18 protein-coding genes and 2 pseudogenes are annotated in these 21,615 nt (G+C 69.6%); 10 read left to right on the top strand and 10 right to left on the bottom strand.

What is annotated here, in order from left to right:
• Window positions 1–346: 346 nt before the first annotated feature.
• Together dnaA (DEJ51_RS35850) and dnaA (DEJ51_RS35845) are read right to left on the bottom strand one after the other, a co-directional pair.
• Window positions 347–1,498: pseudogene (dnaA, locus tag DEJ51_RS35850) on the bottom strand (chromosomal replication initiator protein DnaA); the annotation flags it as partial.
• A gap of 41 nt (window positions 1,499–1,539) precedes the next feature.
• Window positions 1,540–2,128: pseudogene (gene dnaA, locus DEJ51_RS35845) on the bottom strand (chromosomal replication initiator protein DnaA); the annotation flags it as partial.
• Between the two features lie 355 nt (window positions 2,129–2,483).
• On the opposite strand from dnaA (DEJ51_RS35845), the gene rpmH reads away from it, so the two are divergent.
• From rpmH to DEJ51_RS16480, 9 genes are all read left to right on the top strand, one after another.
• Window positions 2,484–2,621 (top strand): 50S ribosomal protein L34, encoded by a 138-nt coding sequence (gene rpmH / locus DEJ51_RS16520; protein WP_008741645.1) that lies wholly within the window; start codon window positions 2,484–2,486, stop codon window positions 2,619–2,621.
• A gap of 21 nt (window positions 2,622–2,642) precedes the next feature.
• Complete coding sequence (gene rnpA / locus DEJ51_RS16515; protein WP_150258253.1) at window positions 2,643–3,017, top strand: ribonuclease P protein component; 375 nt, start codon at window positions 2,643–2,645, stop codon at window positions 3,015–3,017.
• Window positions 3,014–3,295, top strand: coding sequence for a membrane protein insertion efficiency factor YidD (gene yidD / locus DEJ51_RS16510; RefSeq protein WP_150258252.1), 282 nt, complete (start codon window positions 3,014–3,016; stop codon window positions 3,293–3,295). The genes rnpA and yidD overlap by 4 nt, the downstream gene beginning before the upstream one ends.
• Window positions 3,296–3,298: 3 nt before the next feature.
• The gene (yidC, locus tag DEJ51_RS16505; protein WP_150258251.1) at window positions 3,299–4,402 is read left to right on the top strand and encodes a membrane protein insertase YidC; all 1,104 of its coding nucleotides are present in this window, start codon (window positions 3,299–3,301) and stop codon (window positions 4,400–4,402) included.
• 15 nt (window positions 4,403–4,417) lie between these two features.
• Entirely contained in the window at window positions 4,418–4,930 is a 513-nt protein-coding gene (locus DEJ51_RS16500; protein WP_150258250.1) for a protein jag, read from the top strand.
• A 136-nt stretch (window positions 4,931–5,066) separates the two neighbouring features.
• Window positions 5,067–5,783 (top strand): 16S rRNA (guanine(527)-N(7))-methyltransferase RsmG, encoded by a 717-nt coding sequence (gene rsmG, locus DEJ51_RS16495; protein ID WP_150258249.1) that lies wholly within the window; start codon window positions 5,067–5,069, stop codon window positions 5,781–5,783.
• Window positions 5,784–6,059: 276 nt separating this feature from the next.
• Window positions 6,060–7,148, top strand: a complete 1,089-nt coding sequence (locus DEJ51_RS16490) for a ParA family protein (RefSeq protein WP_150258248.1) — start codon at window positions 6,060–6,062, stop codon at window positions 7,146–7,148.
• Window positions 7,145–8,239 carry a ParB/RepB/Spo0J family partition protein gene (locus DEJ51_RS16485; protein ID WP_150258247.1) on the top strand — a complete coding sequence of 365 codons (1,095 nt, stop codon included), beginning with the start codon at window positions 7,145–7,147 and terminating at the stop codon, window positions 8,237–8,239. The genes DEJ51_RS16490 and DEJ51_RS16485 overlap by 4 nt, the downstream gene beginning before the upstream one ends.
• 102 nt (window positions 8,240–8,341) lie before the next feature.
• The gene (locus DEJ51_RS16480) at window positions 8,342–8,959 is read left to right on the top strand and encodes a GNAT family N-acetyltransferase (RefSeq protein ID WP_150258246.1); all 618 of its coding nucleotides are present in this window, start codon (window positions 8,342–8,344) and stop codon (window positions 8,957–8,959) included.
• Window positions 8,960–9,026: 67 nt separating this feature from the next.
• Here DEJ51_RS16480 and trxA read toward each other — a convergent pair whose 3' ends face one another.
• The 7 genes from trxA to DEJ51_RS16445 form a co-directional block, all read right to left on the bottom strand.
• Window positions 9,027–9,365 carry a thioredoxin gene (gene trxA, locus DEJ51_RS16475; RefSeq protein WP_150258245.1) on the bottom strand — a complete coding sequence of 113 codons (339 nt, stop codon included), beginning with the start codon at window positions 9,363–9,365 and terminating at the stop codon, window positions 9,027–9,029.
• Window positions 9,366–9,425: 60 nt separating this feature from the next.
• Window positions 9,426–10,385, bottom strand: coding sequence for a thioredoxin-disulfide reductase (trxB, locus tag DEJ51_RS16470; RefSeq protein WP_150258244.1), 960 nt, complete (start codon window positions 10,383–10,385; stop codon window positions 9,426–9,428).
• 128 nt (window positions 10,386–10,513) lie between these two features.
• Entirely contained in the window at window positions 10,514–11,455 is a 942-nt protein-coding gene (locus DEJ51_RS16465) for a hypothetical protein (RefSeq protein WP_317852406.1), read from the bottom strand.
• A complete protein-coding gene (sigM, locus tag DEJ51_RS16460) occupies window positions 11,452–12,147 on the bottom strand; it encodes an RNA polymerase sigma factor SigM (protein ID WP_150261965.1) in 696 nt (231 codons plus the stop codon). The genes DEJ51_RS16465 and sigM overlap by 4 nt, the downstream gene beginning before the upstream one ends.
• Before the next feature lie 104 nt (window positions 12,148–12,251).
• Window positions 12,252–13,985, bottom strand: a complete 1,734-nt coding sequence (locus DEJ51_RS16455; protein ID WP_150258243.1) for a protein kinase family protein — start codon at window positions 13,983–13,985, stop codon at window positions 12,252–12,254.
• A gap of 117 nt (window positions 13,986–14,102) precedes the next feature.
• Window positions 14,103–16,277, bottom strand: coding sequence for a murein biosynthesis integral membrane protein MurJ (gene murJ, locus DEJ51_RS16450; RefSeq protein WP_150258242.1), 2,175 nt, complete (start codon window positions 16,275–16,277; stop codon window positions 14,103–14,105).
• Between the two features lie 46 nt (window positions 16,278–16,323).
• Window positions 16,324–18,579 (bottom strand): DUF6049 family protein, encoded by a 2,256-nt coding sequence (locus DEJ51_RS16445; protein ID WP_190620419.1) that lies wholly within the window; start codon window positions 18,577–18,579, stop codon window positions 16,324–16,326.
• A gap of 185 nt (window positions 18,580–18,764) precedes the next feature.
• Here DEJ51_RS16445 and DEJ51_RS16440 point away from each other — a divergent pair, with 185 nt between their 5' ends.
• Entirely contained in the window at window positions 18,765–20,231 is a 1,467-nt protein-coding gene (locus DEJ51_RS16440; protein WP_150258241.1) for a CCA tRNA nucleotidyltransferase, read from the top strand.
• 68 nt (window positions 20,232–20,299) lie between these two features.
• On the opposite strand, the gene DEJ51_RS16435 is transcribed toward DEJ51_RS16440, so the two are convergent.
• Window positions 20,300–21,568, bottom strand: a complete 1,269-nt coding sequence (locus tag DEJ51_RS16435) for an MFS transporter (protein ID WP_150258240.1) — start codon at window positions 21,566–21,568, stop codon at window positions 20,300–20,302.
• Window positions 21,569–21,615 lie beyond the last annotated feature (47 nt).

Below are 21,615 nucleotides of genomic sequence, written 5' to 3'. Positions count from 1 at the left end.
CCTGTGGGCCGACGGTGGACAACGCCGTGGACAGGGCTGTGGACGAAAAACTTGTCCACAGCCTGTGGATGACGTTTGTGCACAATTCCACAGGGGTCTGACCAGCCCTGATGGATCCTCACCCCGCATGCCTGTGGACAGATTGTGGGCGACGTGACCCGTCCCCAGGCTGTGGACGGAAGAAAGTCTCCCAATCTGTGGATGAGTTGCTCCTCCGGGGGCGTATTCGAACAGGTCAGGGGCGCGCGAACGACGAAGGGCGCCCCCGTTGTGGACCGGGAGCGCCCTCTGGAAGCGTGTGGAAGGGCCCTGAAGCGGCCCCGAACCGGGTGCCGGGGGGCCGTGCTCAGGCGTTCTTGATGCGGTTGGTGAGCTCGGTGACCTGGTTGTAGATGGAGCGGCGCTCGGCCATCAGAGCGCGGATCTTGCGGTCCGCGTGCATGACGGTCGTGTGGTCGCGGCCGCCGAACTGCGCCCCGATCTTGGGCAGCGAGAGGTCGGTGAGCTCCCGGCACAGGTACATGGCGATCTGCCGGGCGGTGACCAGGACCCGGCTGCGCGAGGAGCCGCACAGGTCGTCCACGGTCAGGCCGAAGTAGTCGGCGGTGGCGGCCATGATGTCCGAGGCGGTGATCTCCGGCGCGCTGTCCTCGCCGCCCGGGATCAGGTTCTTCAGGACGTCCTCGGTGAGGCCCAGGTCGACCGGCTGCCGGTTGAGGCTCGCGAAGGCGGTGACCCTGATCAGCGCCCCCTCCAGCTCGCGGATGTTGCGGGAGATACGGGAGGCGATGAACTCCAGTACCTCCGGCGGGGCGTTGAGCTGCTCCTGGACGGCCTTCTTGCGCAGGATCGCGATACGGGTCTCCAGCTCGGGCGGCTGGACGTCGGTGATCAGGCCCCACTCGAAGCGGTTGCGGAGCCGGTCCTCCAGGGTGACCAGCTGCTTGGGCGGCCGGTCGGACGAGAGCACGATCTGCTTGTTGGCGTTGTGGAGCGTGTTGAAGGTGTGGAAGAACTCCTCCTGCGTCGACTCCTTGCTCGCCAGGAACTGGATGTCGTCGACGAGCAGGATGTCCATCTCGCGGTAGCGCTTGCGGAACGCGTCGCCCTTGCCGTCGCGGATCGAGTTGATGAACTCGTTGGTGAACTCCTCGGAGCTCACGTACCGCACCCGGGTGCCGGGATAGAGGCTCCGCGCGTAGTGCCCGATGGCGTGCAGCAGGTGCGTCTTGCCGAGGCCCGACTCCCCGTAGACGAAAAGGGGGTTGTAGGCCTTCGCGGGTGCCTCGGCGACGGCCACCGCCGCGGCGTGCGCGAAGCGGTTGGAGGCGCCGATGACGAAGGTGTCGAAGAGGTACTTGGGGTTCAGCCGTGCGGTCGGCTCCAGCGGGCCCGACGTGGAGCCGCCGGACGGGGACGGCGGCGCCGCGGGCCGGCCGGGAGCCTGGCGCGGCGCGGGCTGCTCGTACTGCTGGGGCTCGTACGGCTGCTGCTCGTATTGATGGGACTGGTGCTGCTGACGGTCCTCGTACCCGGACTGCTCGTACTTCTGCTGCTCGTAGGAGCCCTGGTCGTAGCCGGAGGGCTCGGACTGCTGGAGGTAGCCGGGCTGCGGGGAGGCGTACGGATCGCGCTCGGGGAAACCACCGAGGCGCGGCTGCTGCCAGCCGTAGTCGTCCTGCTGGCCGCCGCGGGGCCAGGCGCCGGGCTCGGGGCGCTGCTGCTGGTAGTCCGGGTAGGCCGGGCGGGCGGTGGGGAGCTGGTCGTCGCCGGGGCCGCCGCCGGAGCGCTGGCCGCCGTACGGCTCGTACCCGTTCTGCTGCTGGACGGGCGGGGCGGGGGGTGCGGGCTCGCCGACGGAGTCGTCGACGGTGATGGCGATCCGGATGGGGCGGCCGCACTCCCGGCTGAGCGCGTCACTGATCAGCGGGGCCAGGCGGCCTTCGAGGACGCGCTTGCCCCACTCGTTGGGGACGGCCAGCAGCGCGGTGTCGGCGACGAGCGCCAGGGGCTGGCACCGCTCGACCCACTGCTTGTCCTTGGGCTCGATCCCCGGCTGTCCCTCCCCGAGGAGCTTTTCGAGCACCCTTGGCCACACTGCGGCAAGATCGGCAGGTACGTCAGCCACAGAGCACGCTCTCTCACAGGGGTCCCACGAATGTGTGGTTCTTTGGGACGGTCGGGACAAAAAATCCGGGGTCAGGCAACGGTAGTCAGGCCAGAGGGTGCGGTTCAAGTCGTTGTCCACAGCCTGTGCACAGTGCGGGGTCACGTCGGCTCGGTTTGACCGGATGGCGTAGCCGCGCGTACCGTAACGAGGTCGAGTTGTCGATGGCTGCTGCCGCCTGCCTACCGATGGGCGAAGGTCACTGATAGTGATCATTTAGCGGTGCCACTCGGGCGAACACGCGAGTTTCCTCGTGGGCGCACGGTGACAGCCAGGCGATGTCCCGCCACAACGATTCATTCTCTGGAGCCCCCGAGTGAGCAAGCGCACCTTCCAGCCGAACAACCGCCGTCGTGCCAAGACCCACGGCTTCCGCCTGCGGATGCGTACCCGTGCCGGTCGCGCGATCCTCGCGAACCGTCGTGGCAAGGGCCGCGCCGCCCTTTCCGCGTAACCACACGCAGGTCGTGACGTCGTGCTGTCTCCCGAGAATCGGCTGAGGCGGCGCGAGGACTTCGCGAGCGCGGTACGCCGAGGACGCCGGGCTGGTCGCCCGCTCCTCGTCGTCCATCTACGTACATGCGGTGCAACGGACCCGCACGAGCCGGGGGAGATCGATCCCTCGACGCGTGCGGGTTTCGTCGTCAGCAAGGCTGTCGGCAACGCCGTCATACGTAACCGGGTCAAGCGCCGTCTGCGGCATCTGGTCCGCGAGCGGCTGTCTCAGCTGCCCGCCGGTAGCCTGGTGGTGGTACGAGCGTTGCCCGGAGCGGGTGATGCCGGCCCCGACGAGCTGGCCCGGGACCTGGATGCCGCTCTGGTGCGGCTCCTGGGAGGCGTGGCTCGATGAAGTACCCGCTGCTCGCTTTGATCAAGCTGTACCAGTGGACGATCAGTCCGCTGCTCGGGCCGGTGTGCCGCTATTACCCGTCGTGTTCGCACTACGGGTACACGGCCATCGACCGGCATGGTGCGGTGAAGGGGACGGCCCTGACCGCCTGGCGGATCCTGCGGTGCAATCCGTGGTCCCCGGGTGGCGTGGACCATGTCCCAGCCCGTAAACGCCCGCGTTGGCACGAGCAGCTGCGCAGTGCGTTGCGTAGATCTCGCAATGCTCAAGGAGCCTGATTAGTGGACACGATTGCCAGTCTGTTCAGCTTTATCACCTACCCCGTTTCGTGGATCATCGTCCAGTTCCACTCGCTGTACGGGGCGATCTTCGGTAAGTCGAGTGGGTTGGCCTGGGGCCTGTCCATCGTGTCCCTGGTGATCCTGATCCGTATCTGCCTGATCCCGCTCTTCGTGAAGCAGATCAAGGCGACGCGGGGCATGCAGGCGCTCCAGCCGAAGATGAAGGCGATCCAGGAGCGCTACAAGAACGACAAGCAGCGCCAGTCCGAAGAGATGATGAAGCTGTACAAGGAGACGGGTACCAACCCGCTCTCCTCGTGCCTGCCCATCCTGGCGCAGTCCCCGTTCTTCTTCGCCCTGTACCACGTGCTGTCGAACATCGCCGATGGCAAGCCGGTCGGCGCGATGGACCAGCAGCTGGTCGACAGTGCCCGTGCGGCCAAGATCTTCGGTGCGCCGATCGCCGCCAAGTTCATGGACAGCCCGGAGAAGGTCGCCGCCCTGGGCGCGACGCTGACGGACGTCCGGATCGTCACCGCCGTCATGATCGTCATGATGTCGCTGTCGCAGTTCTACACCCAGCGTCAGCTGATGCAGAAGAACGTCGACCTCTCGGTCAAGACGCCGTTCATGCAGCAGCAGAAGATGCTGATGTACATCTTCCCGGTGATCTTCGCGGTCATGGGCATCAACTTCCCCGTCGGTGTTCTCGTCTACTGGCTGACCACGAACGTGTGGACCATGGGCCAGCAGATGTACGTGATCAACCAGAACCCGACGCCGGGCAGCAAGGCGCAGGACCAGTACCTGACCCGCCTGCTGAAGCAGATCAGCTCGCACGGTGAGCTCAAGGGCCGGGGCAAGAAGCGGGTCGTCGCCGCGATCGTCGCCAAGGGCCCGGACCGCAACGACAACGAGCGCAAGTTCATCGCCGCCCTCACCAAGCAGGGCATGGCCGCCCAGCCCGACGGCTCCGTGATCAAGAGTGTCGAGGCCACGGCGGACTCGGATGCGGCGAGCGGCGGTGCCGCGAAGCGGCAGCAGCCGAAGCGCCAGTCGAAGGCGCAGCGTCAGACCCCCAGCAAGCCCGCTCCCAAGAAGTAAGAAGGAGTCCCTCCCGTGACGGAAGGCACCACCACCGCCGCCGCTGAGAGTGGCGACACCCTGACCCGCCTTGAGCAGGAGGGTGAGATCGCGGCCGACTACCTCGAGGGTCTGCTGGACATCGCCGACCTGGACGGCGACATCGACATGGACGTCGAGGCCGACCGGGCCGCGGTGTCGATCGTCAGTGACTCGGCCAGCCGTGATCTGCAGAAGCTCGTGGGCCGCGACGGTGAGGTTCTGGAGGCTCTGCAGGAGCTGACCCGCCTCGCGGTGCACCGGGAGACCGGGGACCGCAGCCGGCTGATGCTGGACATCGCCGGGTTCCGGGCGAAGAAGCGCGAGGAGCTGGCGGAGCTGGGCGCCAAGGCGGCGGCGGACGTGAAGGCGTCCGGTGAGCCGCTGAAGCTGGCCCCGATGACCCCGTTCGAGCGGAAGGTCGTCCACGACGCCGTGGCGGCCGCCGGTCTGCGGAGCGAGTCCGAGGGCGAGGAGCCGCAGCGCTTCGTCGTTGTGCTCCCGGCCTGATCGTCGGCACGAGTTGTTCGGCCCCGTCTGTGTCGCAGGCGGGGCCGATGTTTGTCAGCCTGGCCTGACAGGTGAACGACGCCTCATCTCGAAGACGTGGTTTTCAGAAACCATGCGGTACGGAAGGACGGTCCCCGTGACGGAGGCAGCTGAGCTTCCCCCGGCGCCTGAAGAGGCGCGCGCGGTGTTCGGTGAGTTTTTCCCGGAAGCTGTGCGGTACGCGGAGCTGCTGGCGGACGCAGGAGTCAAGCGGGGCCTGATCGGGCCGCGTGAGGTGCCGCGCCTGTGGGAGCGGCACCTGCTGAACTGCGCTGTGCTGTCGGAGGTGGTGCCCCAGGGCGTCACCGTGTGCGACGTGGGCTCGGGTGCGGGTCTGCCCGGCATCCCGCTCGCGCTGGTGCGACGGGATCTCAAGATCACGCTGCTCGAACCGCTGCTGCGGCGTACGACCTTCCTCCAGGAGGCCGTGGAGCTGCTGGGCCTGGACCACGTCACGGTGATGCGCGGTCGGGCCGAGGAGGTCCTCGGCAAGCTTCAGCCGGTGCACGTGGTGACGGCGCGGGCGGTGGCTCCGCTGGACCGGCTGGCCGGCTGGGGCGTGCCCCTGCTGAGGCCGTACGGCGAGATGCTGGCGCTGAAGGGCGACACCGCGGACGAGGAGCTGGTGTCGGCGAAGACGGCGCTGGCGAAGCTGGGTGTGGTGAAGACCTCGGTGCTGCACGTGGGCGAGGGTCTGGTGGACCCGCAGACGACGGTGGTGCGGGTCGAGGTCGGAGAGAGCCCTGGAGGGGTGAGGTTCGCGGCCAAGCGGGCTAAGGCGGCGCGCGTGGGACGTACCCGCCGACGCCGGTGATCTTCCGCTGATTCGCTGCGAGCCGGGGCCCACACGGGAGACTTCATCCGTGTTGGGCCCTATAGGTATGGATTTCGGAGTGTCGTAGAGGCCGGGAGACTCCGCCCGGGCATCGTGTTTCACGTGAAACGTCGCTCTCTGCTGCACGGAATCATCAGCCGCGGTCGTGCGGCTGCCTCCCCCCTCCAGCGCAAGGACGCAAGGGGGACAGAGTTGTCCACAACGGTGGATTCATCCACAGGAGTACGGGCCCCGCTGGTTCGCGACCCGGGTGACATGGGAGGCTCTGTTCATCGCGAGCCTGATGTCGAGGAGAGTGACACCGTGCGGTCCGACGCCAACCTCGCGGGGCCGATGGCCGACCCGGTCCCCGGTCCCCGCTCTGAATCGGCGGGAGAGGATGTTTCACGTGAAACATCGCCTCCGCCTCTTGTAGACAACGACACCCCCATCGGCCGAGCTGCCCAGCAGGCGGTCGAGGCGATGGGGCGCGCCGGTGAGAGGCTGCCCCGGCCGAATCAGACCCGGGTCATCGTGGTCGCCAACCAGAAGGGCGGCGTGGGTAAGACCACGACGACCGTGAACCTGGCGGCCTCCCTCGCGCTGCACGGTGCCCGGGTCCTCGTCGTCGACCTCGACCCGCAGGGCAACGCGTCCACGGCGCTGGGCATCGACCACCACGCCGACGTGCCGTCCATCTACGACGTGCTCGTGGACAGCCGGCCCCTGCTGGAGGTCGTCCAGCCGGTGGTGGATGTGGAGGGCCTCTTCTGTGCCCCGGCCACGATCGACCTGGCGGGTGCGGAGATCGAGCTGGTGTCTCTCGTGGCGCGGGAGAGCCGCCTCCAGCGGGCGATCCAGGCGTACGACCAGCCCCTCGACTACATCCTGATCGACTGCCCTCCCTCGCTCGGCCTGCTGACGGTGAACGCACTGGTGGCCGGCGCGGAGGTGCTGATCCCGATCCAGTGCGAGTACTACGCACTGGAGGGGCTGGGTCAGCTGCTGCGTAATGTCGATTTGGTGCGGGCCCACCTCAACCCGAACCTCCATGTGTCCACCATCCTGCTGACGATGTACGACGGCAGGACGCGGCTGGCCTCGCAGGTGGCGGAGGAGGTGCGCAGCCACTTCGGCAAGGAGGTGCTGCGCACGAGCATCCCCCGGTCGGTGCGCATTTCCGAGGCGCCGAGCTATGGGCAGACGGTGCTCACGTACGACCCGGGTTCCAGCGGTTCCCTCTCCTACCTGGAGGCAGCGCGAGAGATCGCGTATCGGGGGGTCGGCATTCAGTACGACGCCCGGCACGCCCATCTGGGCCCGGGCACGAACAGCACGCAGAGTATGGCGGAGGGGATCCAGTGAGTGAGCGACGTAGGGGTCTGGGGCGGGGGCTCGGTGCGCTGATCCCCGCGGCTCCGCAAGAGAAGACGCCGCCGGTGATCAGCGCCGGTTCGGCGTCCCCGTCGGCGGTGCCGACACTGGCTTCGGAGCGCGGGGTCGCTGCGGCGAAGCTCGCTGCGCTCGTACAGGCCGATGTTTCACGTGAAACATCGCTCGCGGTGGTCCCGGTGCCCGATGCGGAGCCCGAGACCGAGACCGTGGGCAATGCGGTGCCGGGGGCGATGTTCGCCGAGCTCCCGATGGACGCGATCACGCCGAATCCGCGTCAGCCGCGTGAGGTGTTCGACGAGGACGCCCTCGCCGAGCTGGTGACCTCCATCCAGGAGGTGGGCCTGCTCCAGCCGGTGGTGGTGCGGCAGTCGGCCCCCGGCCGCTATGAGCTGATCATGGGTGAGCGGCGCTGGCGTGCCTGCCGCGAGGCCGGGCTGGAGGCCATTCCGGCGATCATCCGGGCGACGGACGACGAGAAGCTGCTGCTGGACGCGCTGCTGGAGAACCTGCACCGGGCTCAGCTGAACCCGCTGGAAGAAGCCGCGGCGTACGACCAGCTGCTCAAGGACTTCAACTGCACCCACGACCAGCTGGCTGACCGGATCGGGCGTTCGCGTCCCCAGGTGTCGAACACGCTGCGGCTGCTGAAGCTGTCCCCTTCGGTGCAGCGCCGGGTCGCCGCGGGTGTGCTGTCGGCAGGGCACGCGCGTGCGCTCCTCTCGGTGGAGGACTCCGAGGCGCAGGACAAGCTGGCGCACCGGATCGTGGCCGAGGGTCTGTCGGTGCGTGCGGTCGAGGAGATCGTGTCGCTGATGGCCTCGGAGCCGTCGAGCGTGGTGAAGCCGAAGGGTCCGCGTGCGGGTGCCCGGGTGGCTCCGGCACTCAGCGAGCTGGCGACGCGGCTCTCGGACCGGTTCGAGACGCGGGTGAAGGTGGATCTGGGCCAGAAGAAGGGCAAGATCACCGTCGAGTTCGCCTCGATGGAGGATCTGGAGCGGATCCTGGGGACGCTGGCGCCGGGCGAGGGCCGGGTGCTGGATCAGGGTCTTGCCGGGGAGTGATTCCCAGGCGCCGAAGGGGCGGATCGCGAGGGTGTACACCGACGCGATCCGCCCCTTCGCTTTGCTGTCGAAGAACGATCGACCAGTGGATACGATGCGGTCATGGGTCGTCGGCTGGTACCGCTCACGCTGGACAACCTCCAGGACCTGCCCCGTCGTTGCCGGTCCTGTGTGTTCTGGGAGCTGGACCCGGTCAGTGGTGAGGCCGCGGTGAAGGCGGGTACTCCAGCGCAGGAGAAGGAGGCGTGGATCTCCGCAGTCCTGCTGGAGTGGGGATCCTGTGGCCGAGTGGTCTATGTGGACGAGATCCCGGTGGGCTTCGTCCTCTACGCACCGCCGGCGTACGTGCCGCGCGCCACGGCCTTTCCGACCAGCCCGGTCTCGCCCGACGCCGTGCAGCTCATCACGGCGTGGATCATGCCTGGGTACCAGGGGCAGGGGCTGGGGCGGGTCATGGTCCAGACGGTGGCCAAGGACCTGCTGCGGCGGGGGTTCCGGGCGATCGAGGCGTTCGGGGACGCGCACTGGGAGGGGCCGGCGTGTCTGTTGCCGGCCGATCACCTGCTCGCAGTCGGCTTCAAGACGGTCCGTCCCCACCCTGTGCATCCCCGGCTGAGGCTGGAGCTTCGCTCGACGCTGTCCTGGAAGGAAGACGTGGAGCTGGCGCTGGACCGGTTGCTGGGCGCGGCGCGCAAGGAGCCGGCGCTGCGGCCGCTGTGAGCCCGAGACGCGGAACGGGGCCGCCCCTTCCTGGGGCGGCCCCGTTTCACGTGAAACATCGATCGCGTCAGGCGGTCTTGACCTCGACGAACTCGGAGAGGTCGCGCAGGATGGCGGCCTTCGGCTTCGCGCCGACGATGGTCTTGGCGACCTCGCCGCCCTGGTAGACGTTCAGCGTCGGGATGGACATGACGCCGTACTTGGCAGCCGTGTCCGGGTTCTCGTCGATGTTGAGTTTGACGATCTCGATCTCGGGGTGCTCGGCGGCGATCGCCTCGAGGGACGGCGCGATCTGGCGGCACGGTCCGCACCAGGCGGCCCAGAAGTCCACCAGTACGGGCTTGTCGCTCCTGAGGACCTGCTCGTCGAAGTCAGCGTCGGTCACGTTCTTGAGGGTGCCGGCCACAGCGGCCTCCTTCTTCTTGCCTGCGGGGTGTGGGGTGGGGCGGTGGGGAAGTCAGGCCGGTCAGACCGCCGCGTGTACCTTCTCGGCGTCGGCGAGCGCGGCGAGGAAGCGCTCGGCGTCGAGGGCGGCGGAGCAGCCGGTGCCTGCGGCGGTGATGGCCTGACGGTAGGTGTGGTCCACGACGTCGCCGGCGCCGAACACGCCGGTGGCGCTGGTCCGGGTGGAGGGGGCCTCGACCTTCAGGTAGCCCTCCTCGTCGAGGTCGAGCTGTCCCTTGAAGAGCTCGGTGCGCGGGTCGTGGCCGACGGCGATGAAGAGGCCGGTCACGGGCAGCTCGGAGGTCTCGCCGGTCTTGGTGTTGCGCAGGGTGAGGCCGGACAGCTTCTGGTCGCCGTGGATCTCGGTGACCTCGCTGTCCCAGGCGAACGTGATCTTCGGGTCGGCGAAGGCACGGTCCTGCATGGCCTTCGAGGCGCGCAGGCTGTCACGGCGGTGGACGATCGTGACGGACTTGGCGAAGCGCGAGAGGAAGGTGGCCTCCTCGATCGCGGTGTCGCCGCCGCCGACGACGGCGATGTCGTGGTCCTTGAAGAAGAAACCGTCGCAGGTGGCGCACCAGGAGACACCGCGGCCGGAGAGGGCGTCCTCGTTGGGCAGGCCGAGCTTGCGGTGCTGGGAACCGGTGGTGACGATGACGGCCTTGGCGCGGTGCACGGTACCGGCGGTGTCGGTGACGGTCTTGATCTCACCGCTGAGGTCCACGGCGACGACGTCGTCCGCGATCAGTTCGGCGCCGAAGCGCTCGGCCTGGGCACGCATGTTGTCCATGAGGTCGGGGCCCATGATGCCGTCCTGGAAGCCCGGGAAGTTCTCCACCTCGGTGGTGTTCATCAGGGCGCCACCCGCGGTGACGGCACCTTCGAAGACCAGCGGCTTGAGCGAAGCGCGTGCGGTGTACAGGGCGGCGGTGTAACCGGCCGGCCCGGAGCCGATGATGATCACGTTTCGGACGTCGCTCACGGGTTTCTTCCTCGTCTCTGCGGACTGCGTACTGCCTACCGGGGGCCGGTGCGGACTCTCACCCCACCCAACGGATCCTACGGCGCATGCATTCCCCGCCCGCTCCACGACGGCCCCGAACGCCTCGGCTACCGCGGATAGGTGCTCGTCAGAAGGACCTTTCCGGGGTCCGCCGAACCGGTCCGCTCGCACGCCGTGTCGACCAGGTAGGCGTCGACCCGGGTGGGGTCGGCCGGGTGCGGCAGGACGAGGAGGTAGACGGGGGTGCCCTGGAAATTGCCGCGTTCGGCAGCGAGCGGTGTGTCGGGACGGCCGGTGGCCTGCTGGACACAGGTGGGTAGGGAAGGCGCCGCCCGCTTGTCACCCGGGACGGGGCCGGTGTTCTCCAGTCCGAGGGTGTTGTTCTGCTCCCCGGGCACGTTCTTGGCGCCCTGGTCGGCTGCGACGAGTTGCCTGACGCTGTCCTGGAGGCCCTGAGCGGTGTAGACGCCCCCGGCTGCTGCTGCGGACGGCTGCTCGGCGGAGTCGGCCGCCCGGCCGCTGGCGGTTTCCTGGGTGGGCGAAGCCGAGAAGTCGCCGAACAGGAAGATGCCCAGGGCGCAGGCGGCGGCTCCGGCCAAGCCGGCCAGGACAGCGATCCGGCGGCGCGCGCGGCGTCGGCCGGGTCCGGTTGGGCCGGTCGGGTGACCAGCGGTCCGGGGGTACCTCCCAGCGGTAGCTGGGGGCGTTCCACGTGAAACATCGCGGTCCGGTGTGCGGGGCTGGTCGACCGGTTCGGCTTGGGCCTGCGGCTGGGTCGCGTCGAGAAGGGCCTCCGCGGCGAGGGCCGCGTCGATCCGGCCGGCGATGTCGGCGGGCATGCGGGCCGGGCCCGGGAGGGTTCCGAGGAGGGAGCGGATCTCCTCCAGGGAGGCGCGGACGTCGGCGCACAGGGCGCAGTCGCCGAGATGGCGGCGGATCTCGGCGGTACGGGACGGGGAGAGCAGACCTTCGGTCAGGTCGGAGATCTCCGAGACGTCCGGGTGCCGGATCGCGCCGGTCGTGCCGGACATGCCAGTGGGCGGGGTCACGGTCGTCCACCTCCGCCCTTCACAGCGTCTGGGTCTGGATGCCTGGGTTCTGCCGCTGGTGGGACGGGTGGGCCCGGCGTCCGGTTCCTTCCCCGCTCGATGGCGGTGTTATCCCCGGCATTCGTGCGCAGATGAGTGAGGAGCGGCACGAGTTTGGCCCGGCCACGTGCGCACCGGCTCTTCACGGTGCCGGTGGGGACGTCGAGGAGCCGGGCTGCCTCGGCGACGGGGTATCCCTGCATGTCGACGAGGACGAGCGCGGCCCGCTGATCGGCCGGAAGGGTGCTCAGAGCGGCCAGGAGCTGGCGATGGAGGTCCTGGCGCTCCGCGGGGGCCTCCGCGGACTCGTGGGGCTCCAGGAGGTGCTCCAGGCGGTCCGTGTCGTCGAGGGGCGCGGTCCGGCGCGAGGAGGCCTTGCGGGCGCGGTCGAGGCAGGCATTGACGGTGATTCGGTGCAGCCAGGTGGTGACGGCGGACTCCCCGCGAAAGGTGTGCGCGGCCCGGTAGGCGGACACAAGGGCGTCCTGGACGGCGTCCGCGGCCTCCTCCCGGTCCCCGAGGGTCCGCAGTGCCACGGCCCACAGCCGGTCGCGGTGCCGCCGCACGATCTCACCGAAGGCCTCGGGATCCCCCGCGGTGTGCAGGGCCAGGAGCTCCTGGTCGCTGCGGCCTTCCGTGGTTTCTTCTCGCATCACACCTGCTTCCTCCCCGGACGGAGCCTAGGGGCGTCGGCCGGGCGCGTAAAGAATCACGCGGCCCGGCCGCGGAGCGGCCTCGCGCGGCCGGGCGGGTGTGGTCAGGACGACGGGCCGATCACCTTGATCTCGCTGATCCCGCCCCGGTAACCGCCCTCCCCGTCGGCGGGCAGTTCGGTGAGGTGGACCAGCACGTAGCGGGTGAGCACCGGATTTTCGAGGGCGACCTGGAGCTTCTTGCCGGCCCGCTCCGGCTTGCTGATCTGCTGGCCGAAGTCCGACAGCGAGTCGGGGTGGGAGGCCGACGCCTGTGCCGCGCGGATCTCGACCTCCTGGCCGGCCGCGTGCAGGTCGATGTCGAGCGCGGACACGTTCTGGACCTTGCCGAGGTCGATGACGATGCCGCTGCCGTCCCTGCGCTCGTCCAGGTTGCCGAACTTGGGGTAGCCCAGGTACTGGAGAGTGATCCAGGCGGAGTCCGGGTTGCCGTCGACGGTCTTGCCGACGTCCTTCGGCTTGGTCGCCGCACCGTGCGGAGAGAACTCGGACACGTCCGTGATCTGCAGCGGCTTCCCGGGTTCGGCTTCCTTCGGGTTGTCGTCGGTGCCGGGTTTGGGGTTGTTGCTGGTGCCGCTGTTGCCCTTCTGGTTTTTGTGTTCCAGGAGGGTGTCGGCCAGCTGCCAGCTGCCCAGGCCGAGGGCGGCGATGAGCAGGGCGGCGACGCCCCACTTGAGTACCTTGCCGGTACGGCTCTGCAAGGGGGGCGGGGGAGGTGCGAGGGGCCGGCCCTGGACGGTGGTCACGCCGGGCGGCGTGGGGCGGCCGTAGTTGCCCTGCTGGTAGGTGGTGTGCTGGTACTCCGGCGGGGCCGTGAAGGCGGGCTCCGGCGGCCGGATGCGGGGCATCGCGGCGACGGCCTTGGCCAGCTCGTCGGGGGTGGTGCAGGCGGGTTCCTGACGGGAGGCGGTGGCTCCGTCGTTGGCGAGCGCGCGCATGGCGAGTTCGCCCAGGCCCCGGTGGACACCGGCGCGTACCTGGTCGGGGGCGATCAGGCCCACGCCCTTGGGCAGGCCGGTGAGGCCGTACGCGTCGCTCTCGTACGGCCAGCGCTGGGTGAGCGCGGCGTACAGGAGCGCGCCGATGGCCTCGGTATCGGCCCGCTGCGGGGTCTCGCTGGTGATGCCGCGCAGGGCGGCGTTCACGGCGAGGCCGCGGATGCGGTACTGGCCCGTGGAGGTGCGCAGTATCGCGCTGGGCGTCAGCCGCAGATGGGCGAGCCCCTCACGGTGTGCGGCGGCCATCGCCTGGGAGACCTGGCTGACGAGCTGGTAGGCCTCGTGCGCCTCCAGCGGGCCCGCGGCGAGCAGCGCGGTGAGTTCGGTGGCATCGGGCAGCCACTCGTGGACGACGTAGACGAGGTCGTTCTCCTCCACGGCGTCCAGCACCTGGACGAACCGCGGGTCGCCGAGCAGGGCGGAGGACCGGGCGGCGGCCAGGACGGAGCGGGCGCGCGCGTGGTCGGCGGGCATCAGATGCACGCCCACGGCCCGGCGCAGCTTCTCGTCCATCGCGCGCCAACTGCTGAATCCGTCCACACGGGTGACGCACTCTTCCAGCCGATAGCGTCTGGCGAGCTTGTGTCCGCTGTGCAGTTCGGGAGCGGCCGCAGGGGCCGCGTTGGTGCGTTCGCCGTCCTTGTCGGGCATGGGTCCGTCCGCGGCTCGTCCGTTCTGGATGTCCACCCCGTCGGACGTGGCCCGTGCCGCCTGAGCGGTCAGCGGCTCATCGCCGCTGTTGTCGGCCACGTCGACGGCAGCCGTGCTACGTTCCGCCACCGTCGTTCCCGCCTCCCCATCCGTTGCGCGCTGTAGGCCAGTCTGCGAAGCCATGCCAATTGTGCCCACAGTCCGACGCTAAGCACGACACACGAAAGGGGGCGACGGTTGTGCGCATCAGCGCCCCAAACGTCCGCGGACCATTCCGACCATCGCGTTGAGCTCTTCGATCCGCATCCGCTTGGCGGCGATGAGGAACACCGCGGCCAGGGCGATACCGCCGGTGAGGAGGGCGGTGGCGGAGCCGGTGACTCCGCTGCCCAGCCACTGGGTGACCCCGAACGCGACCGCGCCGGCCACGGCGGCTGCCGGGACGCAGGCGCCGGTGAGCCGGGCGTAGGTGCGCATGACGTGTGCCCCGTCCAGGTCGCCACCGAGCCGGGTGCGCAGGCGACGCCAGGCCACTCCGACGCCGACGGCGTAGCCGAGCCCGTAGGCGGCGGCCATGCCGACCACCGCCCACCGGGCGGGGAGCACGAAGAACGACAGCGTGGAGACCGCCGCGTTGACGGCGGCGACGATGACGGTGTTGTAGAAGGGCGTGCGGGTGTCCTCGTAGGCGTAGAAGCCGCGCAGGACCACGTACTGGATCGAGTACGGGATCAGACCGAGGCCGAACGCCATCAGGATGTAGCCGATGTTCTGGGCGCCCGAGCCCGAGCCGGCGTAGAGCAGGGTGGCCATCGGGACGCCGAGGGCGAGGAACGCGAAGGCGCAGGGCACGATCGCGACGGCCGAGGTGCGCAGCCCGTAGGAGATGTCGTCGCGGACCGCGGCGGCGTCGCCGTCGTGCGCGGAGCGGGAGATGCGGGGCAGCACGGCCGTCATGACGGAGACGGTGATGATCGCCTGAGGCATCTGCCAGAGCAGCAGCGCGTAGTTGTAGGCGGTGATGCCGGTACCGGGGTGGCCCTGCTTCTCGGCGACGGCACCGGCCCAGGTGGCGAGCTGGGTGACGACCACGAGGCCGACCTGGTTGGCGAGGACGAAGAAGAACGTCCACTTGGCCAGGCGGGCGGCCTTGCCGAGGCCGTGACCCCGCCAGTCGAAGCGCAGGCGCGGCTTGAAGCCCGCGTCGCGCAGGTACGGCAGCATCGCGAGGGCCTGGACGGTGAGGCCGAGCAGGGTGCCCAGGCCCAGCAGGCGCACGCCCTCGGGGGTGACGGTGGCGGCGTTGACGCCGGAGGTGGTGAAGCCGCCGAAGGCCCAGATGAAGGCGCCGAAGGTGGCGATGACCACGATGTTGTTGAGGACCGGGGTCCACATCATCGCGCCGAAGCGGCCGCGGGCGTTGAGGATCTGACCCAGGACCACGTGCACGCCCATGAAGAACATGGTGGGCAGGCAGTAGCGGGCGAAGGCGACCGCGACGTCCATCTGCTGCGGGTCGGAGGCGATCTTCGGCGACATCATCGTGATGAACACCGGTGCGGCCAGGACGCAGATGGTGGTGATGCCTGCCAACAGGACCACGACGAGGGTCAGCAACCGGTTGGCGTATGCCTGCCCGCCGTCGTCGTCGTTCTTCATGGCCCGGACCAGCTGCGGGATGAAGACGGCGTTCAGGGCGCCGCCGCCGACCAGGACGTAGATCATCGTCGGCAGCGTGTTGGCGATCTGGTACGTGTCGTTGAAGGTGCCGACACCGATGGCACCGGCGATGACCAGGGTCCGCAGGAAGCCGGTGATGCGCGAGACGATCGTGCCCGCGGCCATCAGAGCGCTGGACTTCAGCAGGCTGGAGGCCCGTCCGGCCGGCTTGCTCGGCGCCGGGGCGGCGACGGGCGCCTCCTCAGCGGGGGTCCGGGGCGCCGCCTCCTGGTCCCGGTACAGGTGCGCGAAGGCGTCCGGTGCGGACTGCTCGTCCGAAGCGTTGGTGACGAGGGAGTCCACGCCGACGAACTGGGTGGTGGTGGCGTGGTCGCCGTACGGCAGGTGGCGCGAGGGGCCGTCCGGCTCGGGCGGCGGGGTCTGGGCCCAGACGCGCGGGTCGGGGGAGTACGAGGGCGCGGTCGGCGCGGCGTAGAGCGGGCCGGGCTCCTGGAAGGTGCCGGGAGGCGGCGGCGGGTGTGAGGCCCGGTCGTAGAGCACCTCGGCGACCGGATCCTGGGCCGACAGGTCCTGGGACCGGTACGGGTCGTAGGCGTAGGCGTCCTGGACATACGGGTCAGGCTCCGGCGCGGGCGCAGGCGCGGGAACCTGCCCGGGCACCGGGGTGCCCGGGGCAGTGCCCTGGGAGGGCGCAGGCCCACCAGTGCCCTGCGCGCGGTCACCGTCGTACGGCGCGTTCATCGAAACCCCACCTCATCGTCCCCAGGCCGACCGGCCACGGCGTCAATCAACGGTCCACTGTCTCACTCGTGCCGGACCCCTCGGTGCTTTGCGCTCCGGTGTCCGGGGACTCGTCACTCGGCTGCGTGCTCTCCTCGGCGGCCGCGCGTGCTGCGACGCGCTTGCGACTGGCGTACATCTTGATGCCTGCCAGGACCAGGAGGAGCACACCGCCGGCGATGACGAGCATCACGGTGGGCGTGATCTCGGTGGCCTCGACGGTGAACGTGCGTTCCTTGCCGTAGGGGATGCCGTCCTTGGTGAACAGCTGCGCCGTGACCTCGACGGGGCCGCTCGCCGTGGCGTTGGCGGTGAACTTGACCGTCTGGGTGTGGTCGCCCTGGACGGTGACCTGCTGCTCGTTCTGGCTGAACATCAAGCGGGTCGGGTTGGCGGACTTCACGCGCAGGACGAGGTCGTGGACGTCCTGGACCAGGCTGTTCTGGACGCTGACCGGGATGGTGGCGCTGTGTCCCGACAAGGTGGCGTCGGACTTGGGGACGACCTTGACCTTCTCGGTCAGACCGATCAGGTAGTCCTGCACCTGGTCCCGGTAGAGGCGGGCCTCCTCGGGACGCCCGCGCCAGGAGGTGGACATCTCCCGGTTGGTGGTGTTGCCGAAGGGGATCTCCACGCGGTCGGGTGCGGCGAGGATCACCTTGAAGCGGTCGAGGGTGTTCTGCGTGGTGCGGATCTTCTCGAAGGCCGACACGGGCAGCTCCTGCTTGCGCAGGGCCTCGGGGTACTGGCCGGCGCCCGGCACCTGGGTGGTGGCTCCGGGGTCGGGTTTGGCGGCGGCGGCCGCTTCGAGGTCCGCGGGCTGGGTCCAGCGGCCCGCCTGGAGGCCGCGGACGGCTTCGGCCATCGACTGGACCTGGCTGACGCTGGGCATCCGCTGCGGGGCGACGACGAAGCTGCGCGGCTCGTCGGTCTTCTGCAGGTTCAGGGCGAGGCTGTGGGCGAGGAACCGCTGCACGGCGAGCGTGGAGGCCCCGGCGTTCAGCATGTCGCCGTCGAAGGCGGTGGACAGATCGGCGTCGGCCACGACCGCGGTGGTGCCGGCGCCGATGGGGCGGGCGGCCGACGGGGTGTACCCGAGGGCGCCGCTCTCCACGAGGCTGTCGCTGCGGGTGAGGACGTTGTGGGCGCCGGCCGAGGTGGCGACGTTGACGATCGAGGGATCGATGGCGCCGTCCACGGGCCAGGAGAAGTCGGTGGACGCGGGGACGTGCAGGACCGTCTCGACGGCCTGCTTCGCCTTGTCGGTGGCGGGGCGCAGCTGGCCGAGGGTGCCGGAGACGTCCTTGCCGTGGTGGGCGAGCGAGGCGAGGTCGGGGTCGGCGAACGGCAGGGCGACGACCTTCTTGCCCTGTACGGCCGCCTCCAGCGAGTTCAGCCACTGCTCGGCCACGGCCTTGCTCTTGCCCTGGACGGGCTTGCCGCCCGCGCTGCGGACCCGGTAGCCCTTGGTCATCGCGTCGACCGTGTAGAGCAGGTCGGGGTCGATGACCCAGGTGATCGGCAGGTCCTTGCCGAGGGTGACCATCTGCTCCAGGCGCCCGCCCGGCTTGAGCTCGTCGGCCAGGGAGTCGTCGAGGAAGACAGGGGTCTGGAGCTCGTCGGAGCCGGTCTCCGCCGTCACGTGCGTGGTGGAGATCAGCGGCCAGGCGTAGGTGAGCTGGGAGCGCTTGGCGGCGGCCTCCGGCTGCCAGGGCAGGAAGGTCCGCTTGATGCCCATCACCTGCTCGGACGGCCGGCTCTCGGTCACCCCGGACAGGGAGACACCGAGCTGGTAGACGCCGTCCTTGTCCAGCTCCAGCTTGTTCACCGGGACGGTGAGCGTGAACTCCTGGCTGATCTTGGACGGCAGGGAGGCGATCTTCACCGCGTAGGCCGGGTCGACCTCGCCCGGGTCGGCGCCGGCCCGGAAGCCGGTACGCTCCGCCGCCTCGTCGATGGATGTGCGGTCAGCGAGCGCGGGCCCGACCCGCAGGCCGACATGCGCGTCGGTGATCGTCTCGGCACCGGTGTTGCGTACGGTGCCCCGAATGGTGAGGGTGTCGCCCTTGACCGGTGCCGTGGGGGCCATGGAGGTCAGCTGTACGTCCACGGACGCGGCCTGCGCGGCCTCGGCCCGGGGTGCGGGAGAGTAGATCAGTGCGGCCAGCACGGGCGTCCCGGCGAGCAGGACGATGGCACGCCGCAGCCACCGGCGCCGGGCAGGAGTGGGGGACGCCCCCTGGTTGTCTGCCGCCTCGGCCACGCGCTAGCCCGTCCCTCGAAGTGTCAGTGGTCGTCTTTTGTGCGTCCACGCATGGTAACGAGGCCCGCTGTGTGCGAGTGCCGCGCCTTGCTCCACATGATCGGCTCAGGGCCCCGGCGGCCGGGTACCGGGGGGCGGCAAAACGGGGCGGCTCCCGGGGGGACGGGCACGTACCCTTTTCTGTTGTGCCGAACGCCAACGAAGACAACCCCAGTGCCCTGAGTCAGGTGCAGCTCCGCGCGGTCAGTGAACTGCTGCGGGTCGCCCCTGTCGCCGACGAGCTCGGCCGCCGTTTCCAGGAGGCGGGATTCCGCCTTGCCCTGGTCGGTGGGTCCGTCCGCGACGCGCTGCTGGGGCGTCTCGGCAACGATCTCGACTTCACCACCGATGCCCGCCCCGAGGACGTTCTGAAGATCGTCCGGCCGTGGGCGGACTCGGTGTGGGACGTCGGCATCGCCTTCGGCACGGTCGGGGCCCAGAAGAGCGCCCGCGTCGGGGACGACGTACGGAATTTCCAGATCGAGGTGACGACGTACCGCTCGGAGGCCTACGACCGTACGTCGCGCAAGCCCGAGGTCTCCTACGGCGACTCGATCGACGAGGACCTGCTCCGGCGTGACTTCACGGTCAACGCCATGGCCCTGGCCCTGCCCGAGCAGGAGTTCGTCGACCCGCACGGCGGCCTGCAGGACCTGGCCGCCGGTGTGCTGCGCACGCCCGGAACACCGGAGGAGTCCTTCTCCGACGACCCTCTGCGGATGCTGCGCGCGGCGCGGTTCGCCGCGCAGCTGGACTTCGAGGTCGCCCCGGAGGTCGTCGCGGCCATGAAGGCGATGTCCGAGCGGATCGAGATCGTTTCCGCGGAGCGGGTCCAGGGCGAGCTGAACAAGCTCATCCTGTCCGCCCACCCGCGCAAGGGTCTGGGACTGCTGGTGGACACGGGGCTGGCCGACCGGGTGCTGCCCGAGCTGCCCGCGCTGCGGCTGGAGAGTGACGAGCACCACCGGCACAAGGACGTCTACGACCACTCGCTGATCGTGCTGGAGCAGGCGATCGCGCTGGAGGAGGACGGCCCGGACCTGGTTCTGCGGCTCGCAGCCCTGCTGCACGACATCGGCAAGCCGCGCACCCGCCGGTTCGAGAGCGATGGCCGGGTCTCCTTCCACCACCACGAGGTGGTGGGAGCGAAGATGACCAAGAAGCGGCTCACCGCTCTGAAGTACTCCAACGACATGATCAAGGACGTCTCCCGGCTGGTGGAGCTGCACCTGCGCTTCCACGGCTACGGCGACGGGGAGTGGACCGACTCCGCGGTCCGGCGCTACGTCCGTGACGCGGGGCCGCTGCTGGAGCGTCTGCACAAGCTGACCCGGTCCGACTGCACCACGCGCAACAAGCGCAAGGCCAACGCCCTCTCCCGGACCTACGACGGGCTGGAAGAGCGCATCGGGCAGCTGCAGGAGCAGGAGGAGCTGGACGCGATCCGGCCCGACCTGGACGGCAACGAGATCATGCGGGTGCTCGACGTGGGCCCCGGTCCGGTGATCGGCAAGGCGTACGCGTTCCTGCTGGAGCTGCGGCTGGAGAACGGTCCCATGGGCCGTGACGCCGCGGTCGTCGCGCTGAAGCAGTGGTGGGCCGCCCAGGCCTGATGCACCGACGCCGGGGCCGATGTTTCACGTGAAACATCGGCCCCGGCGCGTCCGTCAGCGCGGATGTTTCACGTGAAACGTCGCTCCCCGCGGGCCAGGAACACGGCGGTCGCGGCGTAGAGCGCGGACACGATGAGGATCAGGATCACCGAGCGCCCGTCGGTGGGCAGCATCAGGGAGGCCACCGCGGCGGCGCCGACGAACGCGATGTTGAACAGCACGTCGTAGACGGAGAAGACCCGGCCGCGGTAGTCGTCGTCGACCCGGGACTGCACTTCGGTGTCGGTGGCGATCTTGGCGCCCTGGGTGGCGAGGCCGAGGACGAACGCGGCCGCCAGCATCGGTTCCGGGGCGAAGAACAGGCCCAGGGCCGGTACCAGGACGGCGGCACCCGCGGAGCACGCGGTGATCCAGCCGAGCGGGCCCAGCCGGCCCACCATCCAGGGGGTCACCACGGCGGCGGCGAAGAATCCGGCCCCGGAGACGCCGACGGCGATTCCCAGCAGCGCCAGCCCGTCGGACTCGCTGTCCGACCAGGAGTAGCGGCAGAGCATCAGCAGCATCACGAACAGGGCCCCGTAGCAGAACCGCATCAGGGTCATCGCGGTGAGTGCCCGGGCCGCCTCCCGCCGGGAGGCGAGGTGGCGCAGCCCTTCGGCCATCCCCCGCACGGTGAGGGCGACCCCCTCGGCGACCGAGGGATGGGCCCGGCCGGCGGGGTGGTCCGGCCCGAGGAGGCCGATGGCCAGTTGCAGGGAGACGAGGGCCGCGGACAGGTAGAGCCCCGCGCCCAGGAGGACGACGAGGGCGTTGGAGTCGGAGGCCAGCAGCCGGACGAGGAAGGCCAGCCCTCCGCCCGCCACCGCAGCGAGGGTTCCGGCGGTGGGGGAGAGCGCGTTCGCGGTGACCAGCTGGTCGGGTCCGACGACGTGCGGCAGCGAGGCGGCGAGCCCGGACAGCACGAAGCGGTTGACGGCGGTCACCGACAGGGCCGAGGCGTAGAACAGCCAGTCGGGCACCTGCGCGACGATCAGCATCCCGGTGACACATGCGAGGAAGGCCCGCAGGAGATTGCCGTAGAGGAAGACCTGGCGGCGTCGCCAGCGGTCGAGCAGTACGCCGGCGAACGGGCCGATCGCTGAATACGGCAGCAGCAGCACCGCCATGGCGGAGGCGATGGCCGCCGGGGAGGTCTGCTTCTCCGGGGAGAAGACGACGTAGGTGGCGAGCGCGACCTGGTAGACGCCGTCCGCGGCCTGGGAGAGCAGCCGGACGGTGAGCAGGTTGCGGAAATCCCTCAGGCGCAGGAGTACGCGCAGATCACGTACGACAGGCATGAGGGCAAGGGTCACATACGCGGAGGGTCCCCGGGCACATTGCCCGG

The sequence above is a fragment of the Streptomyces venezuelae genome, assembly GCF_008642275.1.
Taxonomy (GTDB): domain Bacteria; phylum Actinomycetota; class Actinomycetes; order Streptomycetales; family Streptomycetaceae; genus Streptomyces; species Streptomyces venezuelae_E.
The sequence above is the reverse complement of the archived record's forward strand: the minus strand, read 5'-3'. Positions and strand labels throughout refer to the sequence as shown.